15 protein-coding genes are annotated in these 15,943 nt (G+C 60.5%); 7 read left to right on the top strand and 8 right to left on the bottom strand.

Annotation, left to right across the window (positions count from 1 at the left end; all coding sequences use genetic code 11):
- Positions 1–103: 103 nt before the first annotated feature.
- On the bottom strand, positions 104–1,414 hold the full coding sequence (locus QM596_RS17420; RefSeq protein WP_283309555.1) for an NAD(P)/FAD-dependent oxidoreductase: 1,311 nt from the start codon (positions 1,412–1,414) through the stop codon (positions 104–106).
- 257 nt (positions 1,415–1,671) lie between these two features.
- Positions 1,672–3,012, bottom strand: a complete 1,341-nt coding sequence (locus tag QM596_RS17415; protein ID WP_133727699.1) for an MFS transporter — start codon at positions 3,010–3,012, stop codon at positions 1,672–1,674.
- A gap of 315 nt (positions 3,013–3,327) precedes the next feature.
- Here QM596_RS17415 and QM596_RS17410 point away from each other — a divergent pair, with 315 nt between their 5' ends.
- The gene (locus QM596_RS17410) at positions 3,328–4,647 is read left to right on the top strand and encodes a PucR family transcriptional regulator (RefSeq protein WP_257237343.1); all 1,320 of its coding nucleotides are present in this window, start codon (positions 3,328–3,330) and stop codon (positions 4,645–4,647) included.
- Between the two features lie 66 nt (positions 4,648–4,713).
- Here the strand turns inward: QM596_RS17410 and QM596_RS17405 are convergent, their stop codons facing one another.
- A complete protein-coding gene (locus QM596_RS17405) occupies positions 4,714–5,031 on the bottom strand; it encodes a hypothetical protein (protein WP_127159966.1) in 318 nt (105 codons plus the stop codon).
- Between the two features lie 256 nt (positions 5,032–5,287).
- On the bottom strand, positions 5,288–6,712 hold the full coding sequence (locus tag QM596_RS17400) for an outer membrane protein assembly factor BamB family protein (protein WP_283309554.1): 1,425 nt from the start codon (positions 6,710–6,712) through the stop codon (positions 5,288–5,290).
- 246 nt (positions 6,713–6,958) lie between these two features.
- Between QM596_RS17400 and QM596_RS17395 the strand changes: the two genes are divergently transcribed.
- Positions 6,959–7,558 carry an RNA polymerase sigma factor gene (locus QM596_RS17395; RefSeq protein WP_019746930.1) on the top strand — a complete coding sequence of 200 codons (600 nt, stop codon included), beginning with the start codon at positions 6,959–6,961 and terminating at the stop codon, positions 7,556–7,558.
- Positions 7,558–8,679 carry a CU044_5270 family protein gene (locus QM596_RS17390; protein ID WP_283309553.1) on the top strand — a complete coding sequence of 374 codons (1,122 nt, stop codon included), beginning with the start codon at positions 7,558–7,560 and terminating at the stop codon, positions 8,677–8,679. The genes QM596_RS17395 and QM596_RS17390 overlap by 1 nt, the downstream gene beginning before the upstream one ends.
- 64 nt (positions 8,680–8,743) lie before the next feature.
- On the opposite strand, the gene QM596_RS17385 is transcribed toward QM596_RS17390, so the two are convergent.
- Together QM596_RS17385 and QM596_RS17380 are read right to left on the bottom strand one after the other, a co-directional pair.
- Entirely contained in the window at positions 8,744–10,045 is a 1,302-nt protein-coding gene (locus QM596_RS17385) for a TrpB-like pyridoxal phosphate-dependent enzyme (RefSeq protein WP_283309552.1), read from the bottom strand.
- A 258-nt stretch (positions 10,046–10,303) separates the two neighbouring features.
- Positions 10,304–10,762 carry a PaaI family thioesterase gene (locus QM596_RS17380; protein ID WP_003945940.1) on the bottom strand — a complete coding sequence of 153 codons (459 nt, stop codon included), beginning with the start codon at positions 10,760–10,762 and terminating at the stop codon, positions 10,304–10,306.
- 85 nt (positions 10,763–10,847) lie between these two features.
- On the opposite strand from QM596_RS17380, the gene QM596_RS17375 reads away from it, so the two are divergent.
- From QM596_RS17375 to QM596_RS17365, 3 genes are all read left to right on the top strand, one after another.
- Positions 10,848–11,423: a TetR/AcrR family transcriptional regulator gene (locus tag QM596_RS17375; protein ID WP_007734151.1), complete on the top strand. Its 576-nt coding sequence runs from the start codon at positions 10,848–10,850 to the stop codon at positions 11,421–11,423.
- A gap of 72 nt (positions 11,424–11,495) precedes the next feature.
- On the top strand, positions 11,496–11,999 hold the full coding sequence (locus tag QM596_RS17370; RefSeq protein WP_283309551.1) for an SRPBCC family protein: 504 nt from the start codon (positions 11,496–11,498) through the stop codon (positions 11,997–11,999).
- Between the two features lie 28 nt (positions 12,000–12,027).
- Complete coding sequence (locus tag QM596_RS17365) at positions 12,028–13,278, top strand: NADH:flavin oxidoreductase/NADH oxidase family protein (protein WP_046377948.1); 1,251 nt, start codon at positions 12,028–12,030, stop codon at positions 13,276–13,278.
- Here QM596_RS17365 and QM596_RS17360 read toward each other — a convergent pair whose 3' ends face one another.
- Positions 13,279–14,154: an aldo/keto reductase gene (locus QM596_RS17360; protein WP_019746934.1), complete on the bottom strand. Its 876-nt coding sequence runs from the start codon at positions 14,152–14,154 to the stop codon at positions 13,279–13,281. It lies immediately after the preceding gene.
- Positions 14,155–14,207: 53 nt separating this feature from the next.
- Positions 14,208–15,308, bottom strand: a complete 1,101-nt coding sequence (gene ald, locus QM596_RS17355; RefSeq protein ID WP_283309550.1) for an alanine dehydrogenase — start codon at positions 15,306–15,308, stop codon at positions 14,208–14,210.
- A gap of 109 nt (positions 15,309–15,417) precedes the next feature.
- On the opposite strand from ald, the gene QM596_RS17350 reads away from it, so the two are divergent.
- Positions 15,418–15,939 carry an Lrp/AsnC family transcriptional regulator gene (locus QM596_RS17350; RefSeq protein WP_019746936.1) on the top strand — a complete coding sequence of 174 codons (522 nt, stop codon included), beginning with the start codon at positions 15,418–15,420 and terminating at the stop codon, positions 15,937–15,939.
- Positions 15,940–15,943 lie beyond the last annotated feature (4 nt).

Raw genomic sequence — 15,943 nt, 5'->3', positions numbered from 1 at the left:
GTTGAAGGAGAAGTCGGCTGTGGGTGTCCACCACGTGGTGGACACCCACAGCCGTGTCTATTCAGTTGTCGCGGCTGTCGATTCTCCAAGCCGGACAACACTTCTAACCCATGACGGTCCCGGTCGACTCGGCATTGGGTGCCCGAAGGCGGGAGAATGCGCCGAGGTCGATTTCGAGCCCGGTGTGCATCCCGACATAGGTCAGGGGATCAGCGTCGTGATCGTGTCCAGCTTCCACCTTGTCGATGATCCTCGACATGAGGCGCCCAGCGATGGGCGCATTTTTGAATTGGTTCCCGCTGGTGCCCATGGCGACGTAGAAACCTTGCCTGTCTGTCTTGTCGTAGATCGGGGTCCAGTCAGATGCTGCGTCGTACACGCCGGCAATACCTTTCGGTTGTGAAGGGACCTCCAGGGTGGGGAAACGCCTGGCGGCGCGGAAAACCTGCGCTTCGAACCGGGCAACAGTGCGATTCGGGTTTGCGGTATCAGGATCGTCGATCCACTCGAGCGGATCGCAATCCGGTTCGGTTCCGCCGACGAGGAAACCGTTTCCAGGTTCGGCTCGCATGTAGGTTCCGAGATCCAAATCGGCGATCATCGGGCCGAGGATCTCGTTTTCGTTGTACTTAGTGGGTGCGGTGATGTGATGGACTTCCTGACGCAAGGGCCGAACCGAAACCTTGAAGTCGGACCCGACATTCGACAGCTTGTTGAACGCTCCTGACCAGGGGCCGGCGGCGTTGACGACAATCTTGGATTTCACACTTTCCCCGTCGTCGAGCCCTAGCTTCCAGATGCCGTCAGGCAACTGCTCGACTGCCACCACACGCGTGTTGTATGCGAAAACCGCACCGTGCGAACGTGCTGCCGCAGCAAGATTCGCGGCTGCCAGTTGCGGGTCGTCGACGAACCCCGCCTGCGGTGTGTACAGCGCGCCGAGCGTGGTTTCCGCATCTGCGAAGAAGGACTCCGAGTCGACTGGCTTCGGTGGATAGTATTTACCTGCGTCGATACCGGGAATCTTTTCGACGAGTGTCGTTGCGTCCCACAGTTGGTAGTCGATTCCGATCTTCTCGAACAGTCCAATCGTGCGCGCGTGGGGTGCGACGTCGACATCGAGCAGTGCCATCCCGCATTGCCGAAACTTCGCAAGCGCGCCGTCGACTGTCGCGTTGAGATGCTCGTTCCAGTTTTGCCAGCAATGCAGCGACTCCCAAGCCGCAGCCATACCGTCGAATGTGGAGTAGTTGAACCGGATGACCGCACTGGATGCACTGGTCGAGCCGTAGCCCGGACCACCAGACTTGTCGATGACCAGGACTTCGTAGCCGCGAGCGGCCAGTTCGTAGGCGATGGAGCTGCCGATCACTCCAGCTCCGACCACAACTGCATCGGTCTTGTCGGTAGGCACTTTCGGCCCCTCTTTCTACTGATGGCTTCGCCGGATCGAAAGCGCAGCTATTCGATCCGGCGAGCTTGGGTTCTGGTAATTCCGACGCCGTCGACTTCCTCTGGAGACCCGCATCTCGACTTCTCGGATTCGGCTCTGCCTTAATGGATTTGGTACCTGAAAGTCCAGAGGTGTCCGTCGTCCTCAACTCTCTCGTGGCGGCCATCGGAACGCTATCGACAGCTGCTCAAAAAATCACAGCCGTGGCGCGTCCGTTGTCAGAAATGTTTCGTCGAGCTGCCCCGCGTGGCAGACCAGTCTTTCGATTCCGGAATCCCTCGCCACAGAATGGGAAGTGCGATCAAAGCGATGGCGGTCGCGTAGAAGGCAGGCGACAGATCGCTTCCAGTGGCGTTGACCAGTGCTGCGCACACCAGCGGCGCAGTTCCTGCAAAGAGCGCATATGCGATGTTGTAGGGGATTGCCGTGCCGGTGAATCGAGCATGCGTCGGCATCATTTCGAGGATTACGAGCAAAGCGGACGCGAGTAGGGAAAGCGCGATGACCAGTGCAGCCAGTGCAATGGCAATCGCGAAAATGTTTCCGGTGCCGATGAGCATGTAGCTGGGCACCGAAACGAAAACTGACATCACCATGCCGATTCTGACGAGAGGTCTCCGGCCGATTCGGTCGACCGTGGCGCCGAAGAAGATGAACAGCGGGACTGCGAGAACCAAAGCGCCGGTTGTCATCAGCAGTGCCACCGTGCTCGAAACATCGGCTGAAAGAATCAGAAATGTCGGCATGTAGCCGAGCAGCATATGAGTAACGACACCGAGCGAGGCGAAATACACGAATGACGTGAGCAGAGTCCGCCAGTGATTGCGGAACAGATCTGTGAGAGGGCGGGTTGGAAGGGAATCGTTTTCTTTCATTTCCTTGAAAGCCGGAGTTTCCTCGACCGCAAGCCTCATGAACAGTCCCACCATGGCGACAACGCCTCCGATGATGAACGGCCAACGCCATCCCCCGTCGGCAAAGGACTCAGTGCCGACCAAGCTGAATGACAAGACTGTGACCGTGGCCAAGATGCTGCCGACGAACGACGAAGAGCTGATAATCCCTGCGTACAAGCCTCGGCGGTGAGACGGCGCATGCTCGACGACGAAGGTTGCCGCTCCGGTGTATTCGCCACCGGCTGAGAATCCTTGAACCAAGCGACAGAGCAGCAGCAACAGCGGTGCTGCAACACCGATCGAAGCATATGTCGGTAGGAGGCCGATAGCCGCTGTCGAGCAACCCATGAGGGTAATTGCCAGGGACAGTGACCTCCGTCGGCCGAGGCGGTCACCCAGTCTTCCGAAGAATATGCCGCCGGCAGGTCTGGCCAAGAATGCGACTCCGTAAAGAGCGAAGGTGGCAAGCAGTGCGCCACTGCCGAACTCCGGAGGGAAGAACACTGTCGCGAGAACTGCGGCAGTGAAACCGTAGATCGTGAAATCGAACCATTCGACGATGTTGCCTGTCGCGCCGGCAATCAGGGCCCTACGGCGCGCCGATCGACGTCCAGGTGAAGTCTCGATTTGATGCTCTACAGGAGCATTTGCTGTGCCGGTCATGATGATTCCTCTCGGGATATGCTGAATGGCAACGGTTTTGCGACGTCACGGTGGCCGATGCCGTTCGGGGCATGCGAAATTGAAGAGGCCGACCGGACCCACGTTGATCTGGCGAACGGAGGTTGCGATCGATTCCGGATCAGGGACGACGCTTTCTCGCGCGAGAGCGCGTCGGCTGGCTTCGGCCCTCAACGCAAATCTCACGGCTGCAACGAATCTCGTCGCTGTCGTGCAACCTGTCGGTGCTGGGTATGCCTGGTCGCTGGCCGAGTGAACACGTTCCGGGTCTCATGTGCTTCGGCATGTAGCGAGCCTATGGCGCGAAAGTTAGTTGCATCACTGTCATTCGTTCAAATTGTCGCGGACGAATTTAGTCATATGTTGCAAAACGGCGAGCGTGGCTCGTACAGTTCGACCATGGCCGGAGAACTACAGCATTTGGTGGATACTACCGGGCGACGACTGGACCGTTCTGTTGCGATCGACGATGCACAGATCCGTCTACTCGCGTACAACTCGCATGACAGTGCCGTCGATTCAGTCAGAATGAATTCCGTTCTACAGCGGAATGTTTCACGCGAGATTGTGGACTTCATCTACGCGAGTGGAGGCCGTGAAGCCCTCGATCTCTTCACTGTTCCCGTCAACGAACAACTAGGGCTGACCCTTGGCCGGGTCGGGATGCCGATCCGGTATCGCAATGCGCTGCTGGGCTTCGTCTGGCTGTTGACTTCAGAGGGCGACGTTGACGAGGATCAAGCCGAGGTCTTGAGGCGCACGGCTGATGCGGCGGCGATGATCCTTCATCGCGAACAGTTGCTGGACGAGTTGTCCCGAAGTCGGGAGCGGGAACTTACTCGAGACGTACTGTCTGGCGAACGGTCGCTGCGCGAGGACGCGGCAAGCAGATTGGCTGATGAAGGCTTGATGGCTGCGGGTCCAGCAGTCGCGGTCACAATCTTGCTCCGTCCCGTGGACCGGTCGACATTGACCGAAAGAGATCGTCTGAGTGTTGCCGTCGGCGTCGATCAGCTTCGGCGGAGGCTCCCGCGGAACAGTGCAATCCAACTCGACCGCCCCGACCACAGTCTGTTGATCGTATCGGTGGCCGAACGTTCGACTCAAACCCATCTGGACTCGCTGATCGTGGCAGCCCGGGAGCGAGTCTTGTCTGAAAGTGGACGCCAGAACATCGAATGTTGGGTTGGTATCGGTGAACCGCGAACCTCGGTTGCAGACGTGCGCGAATCCTACGAAGAGTCCAGACGTTCCGCAGATGTGGCCCAGGTCGTCAAGGTGCTCGGAAATGTTGTGCGTTATCGGGATCTCGGCGTCTACGGACTTCTGGCCGAACTGTCGGAGGATCGACTCGAGAACAGTATTCACTCAGGTTTGCAGTCCTTGCTCAGCCATGAGGACTCAAAAAGTGAGGCTCTTCTCGCGACGCTGGAGAGCTTTTTGGACAATGCCGGTGACGTAAAGCGAACGTCCGAGGCGCTCTGTGTGCATCGAGGGAGCTTGTACTATCGTTTGCGGCGAATTCAGGAGATAACACGCGCAGACTTGGCAAACGGCGACGACCGGTTGGCATTGCATTTAAGTCTGAAAGTCGCGCGGTTGTTAGATCTCCGATGATCCCAACCGAGAAGAGGGGACTGCGGAAGAATCCAGCGGCTCAACGTAGTTCGGGGCTTTCGATCGTCAAGCATGATGGTTCTGGGGTGGGAAAGGAAGCGCGTCGTACATCGGCCGGGGTGGGTTGGCCTGACCTGCTGAGACGTTCATACGTTTGATCGGGCACCTTCTATCCTCCTGTCGGCAGATGCGGCGGAGTGCAACTTTTTCGGGCATTGAAAGTGCAGAATCGTCCAGATGGGTGTCGAGCTGCGTGAAGAACGCGCGTTTTTGCAAACCGAAATGACGACGAATTTGGTCTGAGTTCGGTCCCCCGGTACGCAGATGTTTGCGCGCGAACTGGACTATTTGTTGCCGACTGCAAATAGGGGATTTCGCGTCCATCTCGTTGGCTCCCTTTACGGTTGGATTGGATCAGATACCTGAGTCAGTGCGATTTTTACGCACCCCTTCACTGCAGGTCTGGTCTGATCTTTCCGAAATTGGAGTCGCGGAGATATATGCAGTTGTTCGAGATCGTTCCCCCGAAATTGAACAAACGCGCCAGACTGGATTGTGGCCATTGATGCTGCACGTCTAGCCATTTGCTTGCTGCTGAACTGGCTGGTCAGTACGACACGGTATCGGTGATGTTGCCGGCCTAACGCCAAACGGTGAAATGGTTCTGCCAGGAGAACGACACGTTTTTGCCGGCATTCGAGACGACGACTCCGCGTGGATCAACTTCTGGGGGAAGGGGAACCGACCACATCATCTTTCCGTCGCGAGCCCGGATCGCGTGCATGCCGGTGTAGTCGCTGAAGACGAAGTGGTCGCCATCGGTTACCCCGCTGCGAACCCAGTACGCGTCTTGCCAGGGCGTTTGCCACAACTGTCGGCCACTCTCGATGTCGAGACCCGAGATTGTGCGAGTCTCGGGAGACGTGACCAGGATTGTTTTTCCTACCACTGCGGCGATGGCGCTTCCCGTCCCGGCCATCGCGGTGTTGACGATTTGTGAACTGCGCCAAAGTTCGTCACCGGAATTCGGGTCGTAGGCGCCGTCGCCGAGAAACATCGGCAGGCCCGTCGAGGACTTACTTGGGTAGGACGACGATGAGTACGAGGGAATCGGTATCGCACGAATCGTGGATCCATTTGAAGCCAAGAGGTTTTGGGTTCCCACATAGCCTGATCTGCCGCCGACACTAGTCAGGAACAATCCGTTCCCGGCCGGGGCAAGCGAATCACCCTCGAATCTGAATCGTTCTGCGCCGGAATCCAGATCGTAGATTCGATAGCGGTACTGTGGGTGCCCGCCATCGCCCTGTTCCATCGCAATGACAGTGTCGGTGTGAGAGACCGTGTAGACGGCCCCGAACTTCTCACTTGGTTCGAAGGTGCGAACGAAGTTGGCCGTTAAGTTGGTTGTGTTGCCGCTGGCGAGAATTCGTGTTCGAATCGTTCCGTCCATCCTTTCGCCGGACGTGTACACGGTGTCTCCGGTGATGACGGCGCCATTGAGATCGAAGTCGGTTCCGAGGTCGGACATAAGAGTTCCGGTCGCGGTATCTACAAAGATCATCCGTCGATCGCCCCAGCACGCGATGATTGTGGATTCGTTCTGCTGACTGCACTGGCCGATGACTCCGCCGATTCGCGTTTTCCACAGCGGACTTCCGTCGTCGGGATTCACACCGACCAGTGTGACGGCACCGACTCCCTGACTCGACGAAGACTCGTCGGTCTTGGGAAGGGGATAAGCAGTCGCAGCCACCAGCACGTCACCGACTTGGTACGTGTTGCCGTAGCCGTAGTAGCGATCGAGGCCGGAAGGCATCGACAGCAGTACGTCGCCGGAGTTGTCCGTGAGCGTTCGAACATCGAGTTCCCAGGCTTGTTGCGGAGGATCGGAGAGGTCCACGTCGACAACGCCCTGCTCGACGATCGGACCGCCTATCTTCTGCTTCGGCGAGGCCGCCTCACTGGAGTCGGAGAGTGCCGATACGACGATGAACGCGATCGCCACGATCAACGCCAGTCCGAGGGCGACCAGTTTCCAGTGTTCCTTCAACCGAAGCTGCATCGAAAGACCGTAACCGATCGAGCAAACTGATCGGTTCGTTTCGCGGACGGCCGGCACGATGTCGATCGCGAGATCGAGCCCACGGCCTACCGCGTCAGGGCCGGGTAGCGTTTGTCTCCGACCAAGAGACTGAGAACCGTCGCTGCGTAGTGAAAAACTCGGGGGGAAATTGCGGATCGTCCCTCGTTATCGCCGGCCGCTCAGGCACTCCGGGGACGCTATGGGCCGCACCGACCAAGTATCACCGTGACATCTTCGAGCCCACCCGGTGATCGCGGCACACCGGACCCGGACCTGCACAGCCCGCGCGTGGCGGAGGTCTTCGCTCAACTCTTCGACGCCCATGCCGCCGATCTTCGTCGCTACGTGTGTGCCCGAGCCGGCGAACATCATGCCGACGACCTCGTCGCCGAGGCTTTTGCCGTCGCGATCGATCGTCGATCCACCTACGACCCTAGCCGGGCTCCCGTTCGCGCTTGGTTGTTCGGCATCACCCACACCCTGCTCAGGGCACACTTTCGCTCCCAGGATCGCGCCGAACGCGCACTCGCGCGGGTACATGGCGAACGTGCCGTGTCCGAGACTGCGCCGGAAGACCTTGTCACGGCTCGGGTGGACGCGTCCCGCCGCCTCGAGGTGATCGCGTCGGCACTCGCCGAGCTGACGGAGGACGAACGCGACGTGCTGCTCCTCTCGTCCTGGGCCCATCTCGAGCCGGCTGAGATCGCGGAGATCCTGTCCGTGCCGGCCAGCACCGTCCGGTCCAGGCTGCACCGCACACGCACTCGCCTGCGGACTTTGCTGCTCGACTCCGAAAACCTCCAACAAGCCTCGGGAGAGAACTGATGCCGAATCGTCGGACCGATCCCCTGGACGACACGTTGCTCGAACTCCGCGATGCGCTCGACAAGCCGGACGTCGACGCCTTGGCAGCGATCCGGAATCGGGTCCTCGCCGACGCGGAAGCGGCCGAAAGTTCTCCGCCGGTACCCAGTCGCAGGTTTGCTCTGCGGCGCGTGCCCGCTTCGGTCTACGCCGGTGCCGCGGTGCTCATGGCCGTCTGCTTGGCTGCGGTGCTGGCGCAGTTCGCACCTTCAGAGCAGACAGGCACTACGGATGGTGTGTCGCTGCCGGTGCCTTCCATCGAACTCGCCTCCGCCGAACACGTCCTACAGCAAGCCGCGCGCTCTCTCGAATCGATCGAGATGATCTCCGTTCAACAGGGACCGTTTCGACTCGTCGAGGAGCACGCGTGGGTCCAACAGGGGATGGAGTACGGATCTCCCTACGAAGCAGGGCCCGACGCTCAACGCAACGGCTACACCTACCTGCTCGAAACCCGTTCGCAGCTATGGATTCCGGCAGACGAAACACAAGAATGGCTCGAGCGGCGGTCAACTGGCCAGTCGCGGTGGCTCGGCGGCACGACGTCGGAGAGTGAATCAGCTCTGTACATCGACGAAACCCGAAACGGGGAATGGCGTGCCCGCTGCGGCAGATTCTTCGACGACAATCGCGACAACATCAACTGCGTTCCGGACGACTGGGACGATCCCAACTTCTATCGGTCGCTGCCCGCTGACCCCGAGGGGTTGCTTCGATGGCTCCGCGACTACACGGCGCCGCGCGGTTCGACGCCGGAAGCGATGTTCCACATCGCGATTGAAATACTGAGAGCCGGCATGATGCCGCCTGACGTCAAAGCGCAGTGGTATCGCGCGATCGCCGGAATCGATGGTGTGGAGACCGTGGAACAGACCACGCTCGACGGTCGATCCGGAATCGCACTCGGGCTCAGTGGTGTTCACGAGCGTCGCGACTTGATCATCGATCCGGGAACCGGTGAGTTCATCGGTGAACGACGGGTCGCGGGCGCAGCTCCGGAAGATCCTTGGATAGCCCCCGGCACCGTGTTGGGGACAAGTTCGATCACTGTCCGACCCGTCGACGAATTGGGATCCGAATAGGGAACGTGCTCGGTGTGACGAAGTGTGGTGGCCTCGCACACACGAGACCACCACACCGACGGCGTCAGACGTAAGGCGAGTACGCCGGGAGATCCAACTGACCGTTGCCCGACAGTCCGATCACAATCACCTCGGGTTCGGTGACGGCGCGAGCGTGAGCGATGGCGCCGGCAACCGCGTGGGTTGATTCCGGAGCCGGGATGATCCCTTCGGCGCGGGCGAAAATCAGACCGGCCTGGAGCGCGTCGTCCTGATCGACCGCAATCGCATCCATGAGTCCGAGGTTGACCGCATGCGAGACCATCGGCGACATACCGTGGTAGCGAAGGCCACCGGCATGGATCGCCGGGGGAACGAAGTCCTTACCCAGAGTGTGCATCTTGAGCAGCGGAGTCAGCCCGGCGACGTCACCGAAGTCGTAACGGTACTCGCCCTGGGTGAGGGACGGGCATGCCGAAGGCTCGCAGGCGACCAGACGAGTCTTGGTGCCTTCGCGAAGGTTTCGTCCCAGGAACGGGAAGGTGAGTCCGGCGAGGTTGGAACCGCCACCGGCGCAACCGAACACGGTGTCGGGGACGGCGTCGCCGGCTTCTTCGAGCTGGACCATTGCTTCCTGACCGATCACGGTCTGGTGAAGCATGACGTGGTTCAGCACGCTACCGAGTGAGTAGTGCGTGTTCGGATCCTGCGCAGCGACCTCGACGGCCTCACTGATCGCCATGCCGAGCGAGCCGGTGGTGTCGGGATGCGACTTCAACAGTGCGCGTCCGGCTTCCGTCAGGTCGGAAGGCGACGGGTGACAGATTCCGCCGTATGCCTCCATCTGGATGCGTCGGTACGGCTTCGAATCGAAGGAGGAGCGAACCTGCCACACCTCGACGTCGAGTCCGAGCAGTGCGCCCGCGAACGACAGCGACGCACCCCACTGGCCTGCGCCGGTTTCGGTGGTGAGCTTGGTGGTTCCTTCGATCGCGTTGTAGTACGCCTGCGCGACAGCAGTATTCGGCTTGTGTGAACCGACCGGGCTCACGCCTTCGTGCTTGTAGTAGATGCGAGCAGGTGTGCCCAGAGCGCGCTCGAGTCGGTGCGCACGGAACAGGGGAGAGGGCCTCCACATGCCGTAGATCTCGCGAACCGTCTCCGGGATCTCGATGTAGCGCTCGGTTGCGACTTCCTGCGCGATGAGGTTCATCGGGAACAGCGGCGCCAAGTCCTCGGGGCCGAGCGGCTCACGAGTGCCCGGATGCAGGTGCGGGGGAACAGGCTCGGGGAGGTCAGCCGCCAGGTTGTACCAGTGCGTCGGCACTTTCGACGGGATGGAGACGCCCAAAGGCTCGAGCGAACGGTTGAGTGGGGTGGTGGTCAACTAACTCTCCTTCGTGGATTCGGTACCTGATCTTGGCGGTCGTAGCGACGACGCGTACGGCATTTGCCGGATCGGGGATCCTGGAGAGGAGCCTGCTGGACCACCCGATGTCGGTCCGGGCAGCACGCAGTTGCGGCTGACCGTCAGCGGTCGGGCCACCAGAGGTGCGCAGTGAGCAGGGTCACGAGCCGATCGTACATCGGTACTCGCACCCTGCTCACGTCGGGCGCGGCTACATTTTCGCCATCCTCCGTCGGCTCAGCGAAAAATCATGCACGTCGTAGTTCCGTGCGCCACCAACTTGCCGTTCTTGTCCAAGACCTTGCCCTCTGCGGTCGCGGTACGCCCGCCCACGTGAATGACACTGCCGTGGGCTGTCAGTTCGTCACCGTCGAGAGGCACCGTGCGGATGTAGTTGAGCTTGAGTTCGAGGGTCGTGTAGCCGACGCCGGCCGGAAGCATCGTGTGCACCGCGCAGCCCATGACCGAGTCGAGCAGCGTTGCGCAGATGCCGCCGTGCACGGTGCCGAGCGGGTTGCTGAAATCGGCACGCGGGGTCAGTGCGAAGCTGACGGATCCCTCGTTGACCTCGCGCATCTCCATGCCGAGGAGGCGTCCGATGCTGGGTCGGTCGTTGACCTGCGTTCCCATCCAGCGGAGAAGTTCGAGGCCTGTCATCTGCGCCGGATCGACGGTTGCGGTTGTCTCGTCACTCATTGTTTCATCCCATCACTATGTAGGTCGTCATACATAACGTAGCGTATGAGTCGACAGGTGTACCGACGGCCGAAGGATCTGTGACATGGCAGAGCTGAGCTCACGTGATCGCATGATTCGTAGTGCGGTCGAACTGATCAGCCGCAACGGTGTCGATGCGACATCCTTCAGCGACGTCATCAAGCACAGCGGCGCGCCCCGTGGGTCGATTTACCATCACTTCCCCGGCGGCAAGACCGAGCTGATGGTCGAAGCTGTGCGCGCGGCTGGTGCGATCATCACCAGGCGAATCAGCTCGGCTGCGGCCACCGGTTCCACTGCCGACGTGATCGAAGCGGTCGGAGACATCTGGCGACTCAATCTCACGCGCTCGGACTTCGCGATCGGCTGCCCGGTGATTGCCGGCGGGTTGGCACGCGCCAGTGAGCCAGAAGTCGCGGAAGTATCGGCTGAGGTCATGCTGGGATGGCAGAAGTTGATCGAATCGCAACTCGAAACTGCGGGTTATCCTGCAGTGCAAGCAAAGTCGATGGCAAACCTGACGATCACGTCGGTCGAAGGTGCAGTGGCGGTGTGCCAGACGACTCGAAGTATCGAGCCGCTCGAACAGGTCATCGCTTCACTGCAGGGGCTCTCTCGTTCTGAGGCTTGGTCCCGCTGAGCCTTCGGGGGTTGACTTCGGCCATCAAGTATCCGTAACTTCATGTAACGGCTAATTAGGCAGGAGTAGGCGATGACACATTGGTTCGACCTCGAACCGGTCGGTGTCGATTTCTTCGACACGGCACCGCATATCTTCACGTACTCGATCGACCTCGCCGCCGAACCTGATGTCGTCTGGGCCGGTCTGACCGCCGACGAGCCTTTGTCGTGGTGCCGACTGCTCACAAAAGTGCACTACACCTCGCCGCGCCCCTACGGCGTCGGCACGCGCCGAATCGCGGAGGTGGGCGGTGGCGCGATGCAGATGCGCGAAAAGTTCATCACCTGGGACGGCGAAACGCGTCGGCACTCGTTTTACGTCGAACAGTCCAATGTTCCGCTGTTCCAATCCTTCGCGGAGGACTACCGCGTCGACGAGCTCGCAGTGGGTTCGAGACTGCAGTGGAATTTTGCATTCTCGCCGCGTCCGAAGCTGTCGCTCGCGGTGCGCGGCGGGCTACCGGTCAACTCACTGATCTTCTCGAGCTTCGTGCGCGATACCAAGCGGCACTTCGGTTCTGCGCCACGCCATTGACTTTCTTCCCTTCATGCGAGAGGTATCCATGACCACACTCGGAGAATCGTTGACTTTGCCCTGTGGGCAGATACTGCGGAATCGCACGATGAAAGCTGCGCTCAGTGAGGCTCTGGGGGACCGGACTCATGGACCGTCCACCCGCTTGGAAACGCTGTACGGCCGTTGGGGCAGTGGCGGGTTCGGATTGCTCGTCACCGGCAATGTCATGGTCGATCGATCGCAGATCGCCGAACCGGGCAACGTCGTCGTCGACGACGATCGTGATGCCGAAGCGCTGACTGCCTGGGCCAAGACTGCCAAGAACGGCGGCGCCGAGATCTGGATGCAGCTGAACCACCCAGGGCGGCAATCCAACCCGATCGCCAGCAGAGGTCGACCGGTCGCACCGAGCGCGATTGCTCTGAAGATTCCGGGAATGGCGACGCCGCGAGAACTCTCGACTGCTGAGATCGAAGAGATCATCGACAAGTTCGCGGAAACCGCTCGCGTCGCCGAGTCCTCCGGCTTCGGAGGCGTGCAGATACATGCCGCCCACGGTTATCTTGTTGCGCAGTTCCTTTCGCCGTTGTCCAATCAGCGGACGGACGAGTGGGGTGGAGATCCCGAGCGTCGACGACGCTTTCTGATTGAAATCGTTCGGCGCATACGCTCGACCGTTGCTCCGGGATTTGCGGTGTCGGTCAAACTCAACTCGGCTGATTTCCAGCGCGGCGGATTCTCGGAAGACGAGTCGCGAGAAGTAGTACGCGCGCTGACCGAAGAGTCGGTCGACCTCATCGAGATCAGCGGTGGCAGTTATGAATCGCCGGCCATGATGGGTAAAGCGCAGAAGCAGAGCACTCGCGATCGAGAGGCATATTTCCTCGAGTATGCCGAGACGGTTCGAGCGATTGCCGGCGACATTCCCTTGGCGGTCACCGGCGGCTTCCGCTCGCGATCGGCGATGGTCGAGGCACTCGCTTCCGGCGCGTGCGACGTGATCGGCCTCGGCCGGCCGACGATCACGATTCCCGACGCGGCAACCGTTCTCCTGGAATCGAATCGGGAACGATTGATCGTCCCGACTGTGGAGTTCGGAGCGCGGAAGTTGTTGGGGAAGGTTGCCGACATCTCGATGCTCGACGGTGCACTCGACCTGCAGTGGCACACCGATCAGTTGCATCGAATGGGTGACGGCAGCGAGCCGGATCCGGCTCGGCCGTGGTGGAAAACCCTCGGGACCATGGTGAGGCGAAACGGAATCGATGCGCTTCGCCCCACCAAACGAGCGGCTTGATCAGTTCGGTGCACCGATGTTGAGTTCATCGGGATGCGCGCCGACGCGGGTACCGTCGTCGAGAGTGTCGATTTCGCTCAGATCGAGATCAGTGAGTTCGAAGTCGAATACGTCGATGTTCTGAGCGATCCGGGCGTCATGCACTGATTTCGGGATGACGATCAGGCCGTTCTGCAGGTGCCAACGGATCAGGACCTGCGCGGCAGTCTTGCTGTGGCGGTCACCGATTCGAGTGATGATCGGATCGGTGAGCAGCGTGTTGGGCTTCGATGCCTTACCCCAACCCGCGTTGCTGGTACCGCCGAGTGGGCTCCACGACTCGACCTTGATCCCGTGCTCGGCGGCCTTGTCGCGGATCGCGTGCTGCGTGAGGTGCGGATGCAGTTCCACTTGATCGACTGCCGGCAACAATCCGCCGCGATCGACGAGAAGCTGCAGATGATGCGGCTCGAAGTTGCACACCCCGATTGCCTTGGCGCGGCCCGATTCCGCGATCTTTTCGAGCGCGTCCCAAGTGCGGAGGAGTCGGTCGTTGTCCTGCAGTGGCCAGTGGATCAGATACAGATCGACGTAATCGACGCCCAGCTTGTCGATGCTGCTGTCGAAAGCCTTCAACGCCGGCTCGTAGCCCTGATCTGCATTCCACAGCTTCGTGGTGAGGAATATGTCCTCTCGCGCGACGGACGAGTTGGCGATACCTCGTCCGACGCCCTCTTCGTTCCCATATGCGGCAGCGGTGTCGATGTGCCGGTAGCCGGCGTCGTCGAGAGCGAACCGCACTGCATGCTCGGTTTCGTCGTTGGTGGCCTGCCAGACTCCGAGGCCGAGTTGCGGGATCGTGGTTCCGGAATTCAGCGTGATGTCAGGATTGCTCATGGATCAAGGCTAGCGATCTCGAGCTTTCCTTGCCGGGGTCAGAGCTGCCTGGGTCAGAGAGTCGTAGCCGAGTACCCATGCGCCGCTGCAACACTGTCGGACAGGAGCAGGCCGTCGTGTGTGCTCAGTCCTGACCCCAGGCCGGGAACTGTCGCGACCGCGTCCCTCCACCCCTTGTCTGCCAATGCGACGACGTACGGAAGCGTCGCGTTGGTGAGCGCGTACGTCGACGTACGGGGGACGGCTCCGGGCATGTTCGCAACGCAGTAGAAGACCGAACCGTGAACCTGGTACGTCGGATCGGCGTGCGTGGTCGCGTGTGAATCCTCGAAGCAGCCGCCCTGGTCGATGGCGATGTCGACCAGGACAGAACCCGGCTTCATGCGCGCCACCAGGCTGTTGGAGACGAGAGTCGGCGCCTTCGCCCCGGGGACCAGCACTGCGCCGATGACGAGGTCGGCGTCGAGTACTGCCTGTTCCAGTTCGAGGCTGTTGGACGTGATGGTCTTGACCTGGCCGTGGTACAGCTCGTCGATTTCCCGCAGGCGAGCGATCGACAGATCGAGAACGGTGACGTCGGCCTGCATGCCGTAGGCCACGGCGATGGCGTTCTTGCCGGAGACGCCCGCACCGATCACCACGACCTTGGCGGGGCGCACTCCGGGGACGCCGCCCATCAGCACTCCGCGTCCGCCGCCGTGACGCATCAAGTGGTAGGCGCCGGCCTGCGGCGCAAGGCGTCCGGCTACTTCGCTCATCGGTGCGAGAAGGGGCAGTGAACCGTCGGAACCGACAACGGTTTCGTAGGCGATGGAAGTGGTCTTCGAAGCCAGGAGTGCGTCGGTGCATTCCTTCGACGCCGCCAGGTGCAGGTAGGTGAAGAGCACCTGATCCTTACGGAGTCGCGAATACTCTTCTGCAATAGGTTCTTTGACCTTCAGGAGCAGATCTGCGTCTGTCCAGACCTGATCGGCGGACCCGAGGATCTGCGCGCCCGCGGCCTTGAAATCCTCGTCACTGAACGAGGAGCCGACGCCTGCGCCCGTTTCGATGACGACCTCGTGCCCTCGGCCGACCAGTTCGTGGACGCCTGCTGGGCTGATAGCCACGCGGTACTCGTGGTTTTTGATTTCGCGGGGGATTCCGACCTTCATGACGCGGCTCCGAACTGAGTCTGTTGTTTCTTCGAATGGCAGGTGCCAAGCATGAAGTTTCGTCGCCAGATAGTGAAGAGAAGTGAAGATAATTCTCTAGGCTGTATTCATGGTGCGCGAAAGTTCAAAAATCGGTATTCAGACGGCCGCCTCGCCGAAGCATGTTCGGGCTGCCGTGAAGTTGGACGAGGTCGACCGGGTTCTGCTCGAAGAGCTGGCGAAAGACGCGAGGATTCCGAACAATGCGCTGGCCGCGATCGCGGGAATTGCGCCGTCGACATGCCTCGGCCGTGTGCGCGCCTTGGTGGACAACGGCGTGATCAGGGGATTTCACGCGGACATCGACCCCGCCGCTCTCGGAATGGATCTGCAGGCGATGATCGCAGTTCGACTGCAGGCCAACGCACGGTCGCACCTCAACCGGCTCGGCGACGATTTCGCCAAGCTGGACTCGGTGCTCAACGTGTACTTCGTTGCCGGTGTCGACGACTACATGCTGCACGTCGCAACGACGGATTCGGCGCAGTTGCGTGACTTCGTCGTCAACAATCTCTCGGCACATCCAGCGGTTGCTGCGACCGAGACGATTCTGATCTTCGAACACGTCAGGCCTCGAGGCGGTACTGCCTGATTAG

This window comes from Rhodococcus sp. IEGM 1406 (genome assembly GCF_030056745.1).
Taxonomy (GTDB): Bacteria; Actinomycetota; Actinomycetes; order Mycobacteriales; family Mycobacteriaceae; genus Rhodococcus_F; species Rhodococcus_F erythropolis.
Note: the sequence above shows the minus strand (reverse complement) of the source record. Positions and strands in the feature narration are given on the sequence as shown.

Excerpts from the sequence above, each read along its gene's own strand:
- QM596_RS17415 (WP_133727699.1), bottom strand. The coding sequence starts at position 3,012 with ATGACCGGCACAGCAAATGCTCCTGTAGAGCATCAAATCGAGACTTCA.
- QM596_RS17410 (WP_257237343.1), top strand. The coding sequence starts at position 3,328 with ATGGCGCGAAAGTTAGTTGCATCACTGTCATTCGTTCAAATTGTCGCG.
- QM596_RS17405 (WP_127159966.1), bottom strand. The coding sequence starts at position 5,031 with ATGGACGCGAAATCCCCTATTTGCAGTCGGCAACAAATAGTCCAGTTC.
- QM596_RS17400 (WP_283309554.1), bottom strand. The coding sequence starts at position 6,712 with ATGCAGCTTCGGTTGAAGGAACACTGGAAACTGGTCGCCCTCGGACTG.
- QM596_RS17390 (WP_283309553.1), top strand. The coding sequence starts at position 7,558 with ATGCCGAATCGTCGGACCGATCCCCTGGACGACACGTTGCTCGAACTC.
- QM596_RS17380 (WP_003945940.1), bottom strand. The coding sequence starts at position 10,762 with ATGAGTGACGAGACAACCGCAACCGTCGATCCGGCGCAGATGACAGGC.
- QM596_RS17375 (WP_007734151.1), top strand. The coding sequence starts at position 10,848 with ATGGCAGAGCTGAGCTCACGTGATCGCATGATTCGTAGTGCGGTCGAA.
- QM596_RS17370 (WP_283309551.1), top strand. The coding sequence starts at position 11,496 with ATGACACATTGGTTCGACCTCGAACCGGTCGGTGTCGATTTCTTCGAC.
- QM596_RS17365 (WP_046377948.1), top strand. The coding sequence starts at position 12,028 with ATGACCACACTCGGAGAATCGTTGACTTTGCCCTGTGGGCAGATACTG.
- QM596_RS17360 (WP_019746934.1), bottom strand. The coding sequence starts at position 14,154 with ATGAGCAATCCTGACATCACGCTGAATTCCGGAACCACGATCCCGCAA.
- ald (WP_283309550.1), bottom strand. The coding sequence starts at position 15,308 with ATGAAGGTCGGAATCCCCCGCGAAATCAAAAACCACGAGTACCGCGTG.
- QM596_RS17350 (WP_019746936.1), top strand. The coding sequence starts at position 15,418 with ATGGTGCGCGAAAGTTCAAAAATCGGTATTCAGACGGCCGCCTCGCCG.